We start from the raw sequence: 13,537 nt of genomic DNA, 5'->3' as shown, positions 1-13,537 counted from the left end.
CATGCATAGAAGTATTATTTGACTAGCATTCCTTGCATGCTCTTAGCATTAAAGTCTGGCATTGCTTCAGTTGTTACATCCCCAGATGCTCTAGCTTTATCAAGTGCAGCATTGTACCGGGTATTCACATCTGTAATCATCTTATCCAAATCTCCGCCGCTAATCGCATATTTAATAAATAGGTTTGGAAAATCCGTTCCTTCTACAGTCACTTTCGGCGAAATAGGCCATAAACCATCATATTGTGTAGGAAGGAAACCCTCAATACCAGGAATTTTCGGGTCTTTGGACTGTGCTACAATTGCTGGAAGAAGAGATAAGCCGTAGCCATCTTCATAATATGTTCTTAATACTTCATCACTGTACATGTACTCTAAGAATGTCCAAGCTTCTTTTTTGTTTTTAGTCTGACTGCTGATGGAAAGCCATGGACCTGTTTTCCAGTAGCCTGCTACTCCTGCAATGTCACCGCTAATTGTTGGAGGCAAAGCAGCTGACCAGTTGACTTCTGTGGGGAACTGCGATTGATATACACCCGGCTCAGCGGAAATCGATAAGTACATACCGATCTTTCCTTCAGCAAATTGAGCACGCAGCGGATCAATGTCCAGCGCCTCTACGCCCGGCAGCATACTGCCGTCATCCTTCATTTGTTTAAAAGCTTTCATGATATCTGCAAATCCAGAAAAATCATATTTGCCTGTTTTGAAATCGTAGCCATAACCGCCGATTCCACTTAACTCAGCGATCGATCTTGGAGCTTTTTCAAAAGAGTTGTCTGCTCCTTTAAAGTTAATTGCAAAGCCATAGGCACCAATGTCTTTGCCTGCTTCAGTAAGCTTTTTCGCAACCTCAACCATTTCATTCAATGTTTTTGGAGGGCTTGTGATACCTGCTTTGTTAAAAAGATCAACGTTGTAAATGAGTCGGCTTGAATATCCGTAGTTGGGAAGGGAAAATATTTGGCCATTCATCATGTTTGATTTATCAATAAGTGCTCCTTGGAATTTAGTCTTCATTGCATCATTCATATAGCCATCCAGAGGTTCCAGATACCCTTTCTTAACGAAAGGAATAAAGTTGCTTGGTGTCGTTCTGATAATGTCCGGAGCTTGCTTGCTAGAGAAAGCGATATCAACGGACTGGTTATAGTTCTCAGACAGCCCTTTCAACTCTACCTCAATATTTTCTGTATTGGTTTCGTTAAACCGTTGGACAACTTCTTGAATATAAGTCAAATCATGCCGATCCTCTGTCCAATAGTTAAGCTTGACCTTCGGAGCTTCCTTTGTGCCCTCCACAACAGCTTCGGTAGTTGCCTTTGGTGCCGGCTCATTTGTCCCCTTAGTCGAGTTTGTAGAATTTCCGTTACCAGAGGAGCATGCGCTCAAACTAAGAGCAAGGAGTGCAGCTACAGTAACCATTCGCGTTTTATTAAACATGAACTTTTCAACCCCTTCGGTTTTTTTATTACTGGTGATATCCATTATTATAATTAACCGAAGTCAAAGGCATAATGGGATAAAACTATTCTCAAGGGGGATTTTCCGACGATCTTTGCGCCTATTTGTAATAGGCCTGTTTGAACTCTGAAGGTGTCATTCCTGTATTTTTCTTAAATATTTCGCTGAAATAGCGACGATCCTCATAACCAATATCAGCTGCAACCTCCTGAACCTGATGGCCTTTCATTAGCATTAATTTGGCTTGATCAATTCGTTCATTCGTTACAAATTGAAGGAAGGTTTGGCCTGTCACCTTTTTGAATAAATTGCTAAAATAGCTGCTGCTCAGATGCACCAGCTTAGCGCATTCATTCACGGATAAATCTAAATGAAGATGCCCCTTCGTGTATTCAATAGCTTTATGTATAATGCGCTCAGCCTCTGTTGTTCTATGTTTATCTTGTAATACGCAGCCATTAATACATAGCTGCTCAAGAGATTTTTGCAATTCCAGTAACGACATCCGATCCGTATTTTTATGTGCTTCAATGTCCGCTTTTAACCCCTGCAAATCTTCCGTATGCAGTTTTTCCTCTAATACCCTCAGAACCATATAAACCAATTCATCATACATCGTAATCAAATATTGCGGATGCGGCAGCGGCTGTATTTTAGCGCAATCCTCATAAATCTGCTGCAATACACCAAGCGCCAGCTCCTGATTTCCTGAACGCACAGCAAAGAGAAGCTCCTTCTCCTGGTCTAAGGAATAGGTACGTATTTGTGAACTCATCTGACCGACATCGCCATAATGAAACACCCCATTGCCGCCCGTATAAAAGTTATAGGACAATGCGCTTATGGCCTGCTGATATCCGAGATAAATTTCTGAAATGAGGTTTACACTTAGGCTCACCCCAATCGAGACGGTATGACGCGAATATTGTGCACAATGATTACAACAAATCTCGGCTAATGATCCAGGCTCTATCTGATCTGTTGAATTATAAATGACGACAAGGCGGTTCATGCTTTCTCTGAATACGACCCCTTGTGTATAGGCGTTAATCGTCTCCTCCAAAATATTTTGCAAAGCATAACGAGTTAGCTCTACTTCACTGATGGGCAGCGTTTGAATGGTTTTCGAGAATCGATCGATCTCGACGACCATCACAACAAAGCCCTCTCTCTTTAAATCAATTTCAAGGAACTCCCATTTATCTCTCGCACTTTCCTCGCTTGATGAATAACGGATGAGCAGGTTAAAGTATTCCTGCCTTAAGAGCGGCTTGCTCTCTCTTACTCTAGCTTCCATCTCATATATTCTTTTGTGCTTGCTCCGCTCAAGCTCAATTTCTTCAGTTGCCTTCAGGACAACCTCTATAATATCCTCCATTGAAAAAGGTTTAGCTACAAAATCAAAAGCCCCGTATCGAATTGCCTGCTGAGCATAGCTAAATTCCGTATAGCCGCTTAGAAGGATGACTTTGCATGCTGGAGATTTTTCTATAATTCTACGCGTTAATTCAAGACCATCCATAACCGGCATCCGAATATCCGTCAATATGATATCCGGATGCAGCTCCAAAGCAATTCTGAGCCCTTCCTCACCGTCTAAGGCAGTACCAATGATCTCAATTCCATAATCAGCCCAAGGGATTCCAAGAGATATCCCGTCTATTACACTCATGATATCATCCAGCACACACATGCTAATCCGTTTCTCCATACCCATCTCTTCCCTTCATATTGATTATTAAAGTAATAGTAGTTTTCTGATCTGGAACACTTTCGAAGATCATCTCTGAATCTCCGCCATAATAAAGCTGCAGTCGGTGATAAATGTTGCGCAGCGCATACCCCGTCTTCTGAGTGGGCACTTGTAAACTTTGCTTAATCTCATCTACATTCATGCCACTCCCATTATCCTCTACAGCAATAATGAGATGCTCCTCCGTTTTTCTAATCAATATATCAATAATGCCGCCTGATTTACGATTTTTGAAACCATGTAAAATTGAGTTTTCAACCAAGGGCTGCAAAATAACTTTGAGGATTGTAATGTCCACGATGCATTCTTTTTCTACGTCTACCACTACATTATAGTCAAATAGATTCGTATAGCATTTTTTTTGAATGAATAAATATTGTTTCACATGATCGATTTCTTTCTCTAATGTCGTGTAATCAAATCCATTATTTAAACCAAGCTGGAACATCCGCGATAAGGAAAGAACCATTTCCTTGACATCGTCGGATTGATTCAATTGCGCTTTCCAATAAATCGTATTTAGCGTGTTATACAAGAAATGAGGATCGATTTGCGCTTGTAATGCTTTAATTTCCGCCTTACGTTTCTTAATTTCAATTTCACCAGTTTCCTTGATGGATAGAGCTAATTCCTCTAGCATACTATTGAATTTTCTTCCGACCTGAGAGACCTCATCCCGATATTCGCTTTCAAAGCGAACAGTTAAATCATTCGTGTGTTCCACTTTCACCATTAAGTTTCGCAGCTTAAGCAATGGCTTCAGCAGAACGGCTGTGAGAATATTGGAATAAATTATGGAAAGTAATAAGCATCCAATCATAATTAAAATCGAAACCCATTTGATCATACGAATTTGTTTTAAAAGATCTGACTTCGATTGGACACTAAGCAGGATCCAGTCCTCTGCTAAAGAGAGGCTTGCATAATTAACCAAATAGGATTGTTTCGTTCCTTTATATTCAAAACTACCTTTCGTATCCCGATTTATATTTTCAACAAAGCCACTTTCATTAAAAAAACTCGAAAAGCGGGATTGCGAAAAAAATACCGGGTCCCCCTTACTCGAGACCAAATGAAACCGTTGATCTGTTTCTTCTACATTTTTCAAAAGCATATCAATCAACGCTTGTTCTTTAATATTCACGATAATGTAAATCTCACTATTCTGGTTTTCCGTAAGCGGTTGCATAACTAACGTAATAACCTTTTCTTTTCTCCGAAAAAAGGTATCCTCATGTCCTTCGATCCAAATAGCATGCTGATATTCCGTAATGAGTCTGTACATATCGGTATTGAAAAAAGAGTTTTCTTTCAACCGCACATAATTAGTTGGATAAAATTCACCAATTGACGTTGTTATAAGAATAGACTGAACCGCTGGCTCCAAGGCTTGGATTTGTGAAAATGGCGTTTGAATGGACGATAATAGCTGATAATAGTTTTGCTTATCGCCCGCTGATGTATTTTTAATGATGTCCTTGAAAGATTCGCTGATGGTCAGCGTCATAACCGATACGATAATTTGCCTTAGCTTCTCATCGAATACCTGGGCAGACTTATTCAAGCTATTCTGGCTTAGTTCGGAGGCGTTTCTCTTCAGTACGCTGGCTGCAATGAAATAAGTCATCGTCCCCGTCGTGCTAATCGCTAATGTGATCAAGATGACAAACGAAATCCAAATCCTCTTCTTATACGATAGCTGATACAACCATTGCTTATAGTTCAACCGGCTCTCTCCCCCTGTTAGGCTCTGACTTATCTATCGAAATCTATCGTATCAAATTACGATAAATCAGTATATAAAATACGTCCCGAGCTAAATCAGCATCGAGACGTATCCCAAACTTATTCGATTAATTGCGCGACAGTGGAAAGATCTTTGATATCAATTATGCCATCCCCATTTACATCCGCTGCCTTATATTTATCCCAGTCTGGACTTTTATCTGTCTTACCGAATGCAGCCGCAACGATGCCTAGGTCACCAATCGACACTTTGCCATCACCGTTCAGGTCGCCTTTAATGTAACCAATGCTTATACTGTGGGTAGCGCTCGCAAGCGGCGTTTCAACGCCATTTCCATCAGCCAAAATAATGTTTGTCAGCTTAACATCAGTAGAAGCTGTCTGGGTGTTCGATTTTGCTTTAAGCTTCAAGCTTAATAGATCGCCGTCCGAATGAATCGCATTGCCTTCTCCTAGGCTCGCGAGTATAATTCGAACTTTCCCTGGCGCTTTCACCTCTTTGCTTATGACTTGCAAGCCTGTTTTCAATGACGTTGCATCGACAAAATCCAATTTAGCCGGATCAAAATTAAGTGTAAGCTCCTCGGCATACACATTTTGAGTTACATTGTTCAAACCAAAATTAAGGTCGAAAGCTTTTCCCGCCATTACAGACGAATCTCCGGTTAGGGAAGCACTTACTTCAGCTGTGCTGGAGCCCTTTACTGTAATAGAATCAGTCAACGTAATTTGGTTTGATGAGTTGCCTACATACACCGCGTACGTTCCTTCATGTGTTGTCCAATGATTGGCATCTGCATCCCAAGTAGACATAGGATGGTTCGAGGCTGCCGGATCAATCGTGATCGAGATCTGCTTCTCCTCACCTGGAGCAAGCCAAACCTTCTTGAAGCCTACAAGACGCTTCGGAGGTTGGTTCGCTGTCTTCGGCAGGCCTAAATAAACTTGAGGCACCTCGGCTCCTGCAACGTCACCGGTGTTCTTCACGACAAATGACACCTGGAACGGCTTGCTTCCATCAGAGGTTTTCTGCGAAACCGCTAGCTTGGAAATTTCGAAATTCGTGTAGGATAGACCATAGCCGAAAGCGAACAGCGGATCGATGCCTTGGGCGTCGTACCAGCGGTAGCCCATTTCAAGACCTTCGCTGTACGTCGCTGTCAACGGCAGGGGACCCGCTCCGTCGGGGTCAATCCCCGGCCACTGCGCAGGCGTGGCGGTTGCGGCTTCCCGCTCTTGGGTCGGGAACGAGATTGGTAGTTTGCCGGAGGGATTGACGATCCCCAGCAGCAGGTTGGCGACGATGTTGCCGTCCTCCTGCCCTGGATACCAGGCCTCAAGGACCGCCGGCACCTTGTCGAGCCACGGAAGCAGCACCGGGCCGCCGTTCTTGAGGACGACGACGGTGTTCGGATTGGCTGCAGCCACCGCCGCCACCAGTGCATCCTGGTTCACTCCGTCCGTAACCGGCAGCGCGAGCGATGTGCGGTCGACTCCCTCACGGGAGATATCGCCGACCATCACCACGGCGACATCAGACTTCGCAGCCAGCGCCGCGGCCTCCGCGATGTTGCTGGCGTTGTTATAAGTGACCGAGGCGTCGGAGCCCAACGCGTGGAGCGCGTTGTTCAGGCCCTGCTCGGGCGTCACAGTATAGGGCGAGGTCACGACGATCTCATTCGAGGGTCCCTGCGAGTTGAACTTCGCCGAGCCGGCGAACGTCGGGGTCCCGATGAGTGCGACCGATTTAAGTGAGGCCGCCTTCAACGGCAGTGTGCTGTGGTCATTCTTCAATAGGACGCTGCCCTGTTCCCCGATGTCCTGGATCCGCCGCCCGTTGGCCGCGAAGTCGATTGGACTCAGGCTGTTGATAGGGTCGTCGAACTGCCCCAGCTCGATCATCACAGTGTACCGCCGGTCGAGCTGCTTGTTGATATCGGCGACAGTCAGCTCACCCGTATCCAAAGCCTGGTGGATCAGCTCAGGGGTAAACCAGCGGGGGCTGGCGAACTCGAGGTCAAGGCCTGCCTTGATGGCCGGTGCCGTGCTGTGTGTTGCCCCACGGTCGGACATGACATAGCCCTTGAATCCCAGGTCCTCGCGCAGCCAATCGGTGAGCAGTTCAGAGCTCTCGCAGGCGTACACGCCGTTCAAGTGCGGATAGGAACACATGACTGATGCGAGGTTGGCTTCTTGGATCGTCATTTCGAACGGCAGCAGGTATAGCTCGTGCATGGTTCGGTCGTCGACGATGGTGTCCATGGTCTGGCGGCTGGTTTCCTGCTCGTTGGCCGCAAAGTGCTTGGCGACGGACTGCACCCCGTGTGCCTGCACGGCGTTGACCTGGGCGACGGCCATGACTCCCGCGAGGTAGGGGTCTTCACCAAAGTACTCAAAATTGCGTCCGGCGTTCGGAACCCGGCCCAGGTTGATGCCTGGAGTGAGCAGCACGTTGTGGCCGCTGGCACGGGTTTCCTCCCCAATGATGTCGCCCCACGCCGATGAGACGGCCGGGTCGAACGATGAGGCGACAGTCAGAGCACTGGTCAGACCCGTTGAAGTCGGTGCCACAGCGCAGTCCCCACCGCCAAAGGGACCGTTGGTCATCCGGAGAGTGGGGATGGCCAGCTCGGGGATCCCTTCGACGTGGCGCCCCTGCGAGGAAAAACCGCATCCGGGGATGTTGGTGTTTGCCACCGGCTTCATAGCAATCTGCTGAATCTTCTGATCGAGGCTCATCGCATCAATAAGTAATTTAGATCGCGCCTCAGGCGCTAACGACTTGTCCATCCAAGGCAAATCGGACGAGTCAGCCAGCTGAATAGTATCGGCGCTAACCGCGCCAACGGCAAAGCTAAGACTCATGGATAGAATTAGTAATCCTAGCGAAAGCTTCTTCGAATAATAAGATAAAGATTTCAGATAAACCCCTCCTAATAATAATGATCGCCTTTGGGCATTTGCTTAAGTAGATTCGTTCTGTTAAATGTTATGTTCCCCATCCATTCACTGTTGGTAAGCGAAAGCAAAATGTCGGATATCCCGCCGTTTATTACTTATACCGATCACCTCCCTTTCATCCAATAGATATAGAGCTCTATGAAACAACTTGCATAAAATGGATCGGGAAGCCCTCCTACGAATGTAGGAGGAGCTTCGTTTAAATGAATAGCATCCCGGGATCCATTTGCTTCTCAGTTACTCAATTAATTGCGCGACAGTAGAGAGATCTTTGATATCAATTATGCCATCCCCATTTACATCCGCTGCCTTATATTTATCCCAGTCTGGACTTTTATCTGTCTTACCGAATGCAGCCGCAACGATGCCTAGGTCACCAATCGACACTTTGCCATCACCGTTCAGGTCGCCTTTAATGTAACCAATGCTTATACTGTGGGTAGCGCTCGCAAGCGGCGTTTCAACACCATTTCCATCAGCCAAAATAATGTTTGTCAGCTTAACATCAGTAGAAGCTGCCTGGATGTTCGATTTTGCTTTAAGCTTCAAACTTAATAGATCGCCGTCCGAATGAATCGCATTGCCTTCTCCTAGGCTCGCAAGTATAATTCGAACTTTCCCTGGCGCTTTCACCTCTTTGCTTACGACTTGCAAGCCTGTTTTCAATGACGTTGCGTCTACAAAGTCCAATTTAGCCGGATCAAAATTAAGAGTAAGCTCCTCGGCATACACATTTTGAGCTACTTTATTCAGACCAAAATTAAGGTTGAAAGCTTTTCCAGCCATTACAGACGTATCTCCTGTTAGCGTAGCACTAATGTCAGAAGTATTTGCTTCATAAGATAATCCAAAACCGAATGTGTAGCCATCACCAACTGCATTCGTATAAGTGTAGTCGAACGCTTCGGCGTAGCCTGGTACGTCCGGTGCGTTTTTCTCTACTGCCTCTTGGCTAGCTGGGATCGTGATCGGCAGCTTACCAGTAGGGTTGAAGCGCCCGCGCAGCACGTCGAGCAGGGCTTCAGCCTTAACGCTGTAGGTTGCCACTACAGCTGCAGCGGCGGGTTCAACCTCGTTGATAACCCACGGATTGGTCATGTTGATCACTAGGGCAGTCGGAACGGCCGCCTCGATCTGTTTGACCCGAGCAACGTCGATACCAGTGAGTGTGCCCAACTGAATCTCCACTGTGGAGAGGTCAGGGTACTCGTATGGTTTCGGACGTAACACCACAAGTGCTGCGTTCGCCTCCTCGAGCTTATTGACAATTTTCACCGATGGATCTTCCTTAGCGATGACCTCCTTCATTGAAGCGGTCTGAGCGACACTGTTGGTACCGTTGAAAACCTCCACGTACAGCTTTGTAGTGGCGAGTTTTGCATCGGTCAGCGGCAGCAGTCCCTCATTGTTGCGCAAGAGTGTAACCGACTCGCGGTGAGCCTCGTCGGCCCGTGCCTGGTTTGCAGGTGAGTCTGCGATTTCCTGAGCCGCAGCCGGGTCAACGTACGGGTTCTCGAACAGTCCGAGATCGAATATCTCCGTAAGCAGAAGTGTCAATGAAGGAGTGAGTTCCTCTTCTTTGAGCACACCCTTGTTAACCGCGGAGATGAGTCCGCTTGGGTCGTTGCTGTCTGAGAAGATGCTCGTTCCGGCGCGGATCGCCTTAGCAAATTTCTCCTCGATCGTCAGGCCCTCTACGCCATAAGCCATGCCGGCCAGCACGCCGCTGTCGCTGTTCACGTAGCCTTTGAAGCCCAACTTGTTCCGCAACAGGTCGGTGATAATGCCCTCGTTGTAGGCACCTGCCACCTGCTCGAACTGCTCGGTTTCAGAGTACCAAAGCTCTTTCGGGAGCTGATCGGCACTCTCGTTGCTAGGAACGTTGTAGAAGGACATGATCGCGCTCGCCCCTGCGTCAATTGCAGCCTGGAACGGTGGAAGCTGATACTTGAACAAGCTTCCAGGCGTCGGGTAGAGCGTATACTTGCCGTGCGGTAAGTGCGGGTCCAGACCTTTTACTACAGGCCCGTCACCAGGGAAATGCTTGATGGTATGGACAACAGACTCGCTGTTGATCTTTTCCCCTTGGAAGCCTTTAACAACCTCAGTGGCTATCATCGAGTTTAGCTCTGGGCTCTCGCCGAAAGTTTCGCTGATACGGCGCCAACGCGGCTCTGTCGCGACCTCAACCTGGGTGCCATAGATCTTCCGGATGCCGGACGCGCGCCACTCTTGGCGGGCGATCTCTGCAAAGTCGCGGATAAGGGCTTGGTCTTGTGTTGCCGCCATGCCCAAGGGTCCAGGCCAAGAGGAGAACTGTCCAGAGGCCTCTTGGAAGCCGAACTGGAGAGATTCTGCAATATTGTTTCGCGGGTTGGAGGTGAATACGATCGGGATACCCAGCTTTGTGGCTTCCGCGATCTCCTGATACGTGTTGTTCCGTGTAGCTATATCGAAGGCAGTAGGGTTGTCGCGTAGGATGAAGTAACGTAGGTTGCGATTTTGGATGAAATCGTTGACGGTGGTAGCGCTAGGATTAGATGTGATGTTCATGAGGCCAGCTTTCTCCGACACGCTCATGCGCGGTATGAGGTCGGCCACGCGCTCTGCTGTAGATTTCTCCCAGTTTTCATAAATGTCCAGTTCACCATTACCGTTTAAATCCTTGTACTTCTTGCCATCAATCGTAAGTATATTCTTCATATGACTAGAGATAATAGGCTGTGTTGCGCCATTAGCCGCACTTGCGTTTGGTAAACCAAGCGAAGATAATAACAACGAACCAAGTAAAAGCAACGCAACTGGTTTAGATTTTATTGAGATCGAATTCATATTCTATCCCCTCACATTAATTATATTTTATACGCTTTGCCATTCCCTTCTTAGGCTTTCGTTGTTGAGATTTCCTTAACTTTTAATGACCCGTACCAAAAATCTTCATAAACCTCGTTTACTTAAGATGGACTTCACATTTTATAACTATCACCTCCTACATTACTATCGTCATAGAACTAGAATCGAAGGAAGTGGTCTAACCTACTTATACAAATTTGTATAAATGTTGTACATCAATACAGCTGCTTGAGCCCGATTCGTTGTTCCTTTTGGATCAATCATGCCGCCTGACCCCTGAACAAGTCCCATTTTGACCATTGCAGCAACGCTTTTAACAGCATAATCAGCTATTTTCGCATGATCCTTAAATTGGCTCAGTTGTTCCTCATTCGGGTCTGTTGTCATTTGTTTAACCAATCTCAACGTACGCTCTGTTAATACGATCATGTCTTCCCTTGTAATTGGCTCGTGAGGCAGGAACATATTGTTGCCTACGCCTTCCGTAATGCCGAGGCCTCTGGCGATTCTCACAGCATCATGGAAATAATCACTTTCTTTCACATCTGCAAATTCGCTTCCAGCTCCCTTACTTACGTCAACCTCTAAAGTCCGTACTAACAAGACTAAAAAGTCGGCGCGTGTAACGGACTGACGAGGAGCAAACGCCTTGTCTGAGATACCGTTGATAATCCCTTTGGATGCCAAAACCTCAATTTGGTTTTTTGCCCAACCCAAAGCAGCAATATCGCCAAATGTTTTTTGTACAAATGCAACGGCGTACTTGCTTAAGTGTGTAGTCGAGAAAATGACTGTGCCCGTAGTGGCATCATATCTGCCATTAGGAACCGGAACCACTTTCCCCTCCTCGTTTAAATACCATACAACGATATGCTCAGAGCTCTTTAATTCCTCTGTGTTCGGTGTATAGGGCACGACTACCGTTATAGGGGCATCCGGGTTATTCCAATAGATTTTTTTGTCACCGCTATACAGGCTTATGTCTCTAACAGGTCGATCACCAATTTGCTTCCCTAAAGCTTGGTCTAGTTCACTGGCATCGATTTTTCCGATCCTCAACCGTATGCTATTGGCAGTTATTTCACCTACTTTAAACATTTTATTGGATATTAAAATAGTCCCAAGCGGCGAAGTTACCTTTATTTGGATTAAACCTCCAATAGCTGCGAAAGCGGATGTCGGTAATTCCAGTTCATAAGCTGTTGCACCCGGTATTTCTTTAATGACAATCTCTATATTTTTTACTCCTTTTTCATTGGCCGCTACTTGCTCGACTGCCTTATCCCAGTCTGCCTGGGTTACAATTGCAGTTGCCGTTTTCGTTGCAGAATTCATCTTTACGTCCGGGTTTAGAATCCCTGGTTTTGACTGATTAATTGGCGGATTTACAGAGCCTGGGTCTCCTGAATTTCCGCTAGTAATCGACGCGCTCGCCTTCGTATTTGGAAGATACGTATGTCCGGTCAACTGGCTATCCACCGTTTGAACAGATTTCAGCTCTAGTGCAGCGCTTCCTTGTCGAATTGTTTTGAACGTTATGGTCGCTAGATTTAAGGCGCCGTTCTCACCCGCTACTTTATGTAACTTGGTACTTGCAAATCGTAATTTATTACCTTCAAGCAACGGTTGGATGGAGAATCCTCCAGATATTCCGCCTTGGACACCCTTGTATTCCAGCATCGTTTGATCAAATTCGAGACTGAATTCATATCCATACATATCCCGCAGATCATTCCCGGTAACGGTAACCTGCAGCTCATTGCCTAATGCTACCTGACTGTTAGTCACGTTTAAAGTAAAGGAAGGCGCGGTATCTGCATACGTTACCAGAGGAGGGACATATACAAAGCACATTAATAAAATTAAGCTGAGCAAATACGATTTTTGTCTCACGATGAAGGCTCCTCCCATGATTGAGACAGGAGTAAAGGCTGCGCTCTCCCCCTGCTTCTCAGTTACTCATTTAATTGTGCTACTGCTGAAAAATAGAAAATATCAATTTTATCATCCGCATTCATATCTGCTTGCTTAAACGCGGTCCAATCTGCATCGTAATATTACAACGTTCAAACACTCACACATTGTTCTTTATTAAGCGCATACATAAATATTAAGAAAACGTTATGCTTCAGGTGGACATCTCAGCAAATCACCTCCATCTAATTGCTTAGTCATTCGGTGGCTTTGTCTTACTCCCCTGGTTGCAATGCTTTATCTGTCTTGCGGAAACACGGTGCCATTCCGTTATCTGATACATTAGCCGTCGCTATGTAAGAGATTAGGTTAATCATAATAGAACTATATCTGAAACATAACGGGACAAAACTATTGTGAAGGGGGAGATTCCTATGCAGTGTATTTAATAAAATTTACAGTGTTAATTTATTTGGGGAATAAAAAAAACGAGCTCCCTGGGGAAGCCCGTCTAGGCAGGTAAATCAATATTTTTGGTACAATCAAGTGAGCTTCAAGCTGCTCCATGATAAGTAAATGCATATAACGGCTAGAACAAAGAAGACCGTTGAAATTTGACGATTTCTACGCATTTTGAACCCATAGGCACAAAAAAAGATTGCTGCAGTTAATTTAGCTAAGCTTCGGTAATAACTATTGTCCGAGAAGGCTGAGCTGCTAAATATAATGGATACAAGCAGAGTTGTTAGGATCAGCATTTTAAACCACAAAGGCTCTTTCATGAATTGATAATACATAGATTTAATCCGCTTCATAATGATATCAATTCCCCTCTATGTGTCTCTAA

General features: G+C 45.7%; 6 protein-coding genes. All 6 read right to left on the bottom strand.

The features are described from left to right. Positions 1 to 14: 14 nt before the first annotated feature. Entirely contained in the window at positions 15 to 1,442 is a 1,428-nt protein-coding gene (locus CEF13_RS05260; RefSeq protein ID WP_102709748.1) for an ABC transporter substrate-binding protein, read from the bottom strand. A gap of 121 nt (positions 1,443 to 1,563) precedes the next feature. Then, positions 1,564 to 3,174, bottom strand: coding sequence for a response regulator (locus CEF13_RS05255; RefSeq protein WP_166742940.1), 1,611 nt, complete (start codon positions 3,172 to 3,174; stop codon positions 1,564 to 1,566). After that, positions 3,158 to 4,942: a sensor histidine kinase gene (locus tag CEF13_RS05250; RefSeq protein ID WP_102709746.1), complete on the bottom strand. Its 1,785-nt coding sequence runs from the start codon at positions 4,940 to 4,942 to the stop codon at positions 3,158 to 3,160. The genes CEF13_RS05255 and CEF13_RS05250 overlap by 17 nt, the downstream gene beginning before the upstream one ends. Positions 4,943 to 5,061: 119 nt before the next feature. Beyond that, entirely contained in the window at positions 5,062 to 7,827 is a 2,766-nt protein-coding gene (locus CEF13_RS05245; RefSeq protein WP_102709745.1) for a glycoside hydrolase family 3 C-terminal domain-containing protein, read from the bottom strand. A gap of 333 nt (positions 7,828 to 8,160) precedes the next feature. Further along, positions 8,161 to 10,755 carry a glycoside hydrolase family 3 N-terminal domain-containing protein gene (locus CEF13_RS05240; protein WP_102709744.1) on the bottom strand — a complete coding sequence of 865 codons (2,595 nt, stop codon included), beginning with the start codon at positions 10,753 to 10,755 and terminating at the stop codon, positions 8,161 to 8,163. 204 nt (positions 10,756 to 10,959) lie between these two features. Then, positions 10,960 to 12,669, bottom strand: a complete 1,710-nt coding sequence (locus CEF13_RS05235) for an S-layer homology domain-containing protein (protein WP_166742941.1) — start codon at positions 12,667 to 12,669, stop codon at positions 10,960 to 10,962. Between the last annotated feature and the right edge of the window lie 868 nt (positions 12,670 to 13,537).

This window comes from Paenibacillus castaneae, from assembly GCF_002884445.1.
Lineage (GTDB): Bacteria > Bacillota > Bacilli > Paenibacillales > Paenibacillaceae > Pristimantibacillus > Pristimantibacillus castaneae.
The sequence above is the reverse complement of the archived record's forward strand: the minus strand, read 5'-3'. Positions and strand labels throughout refer to the sequence as shown.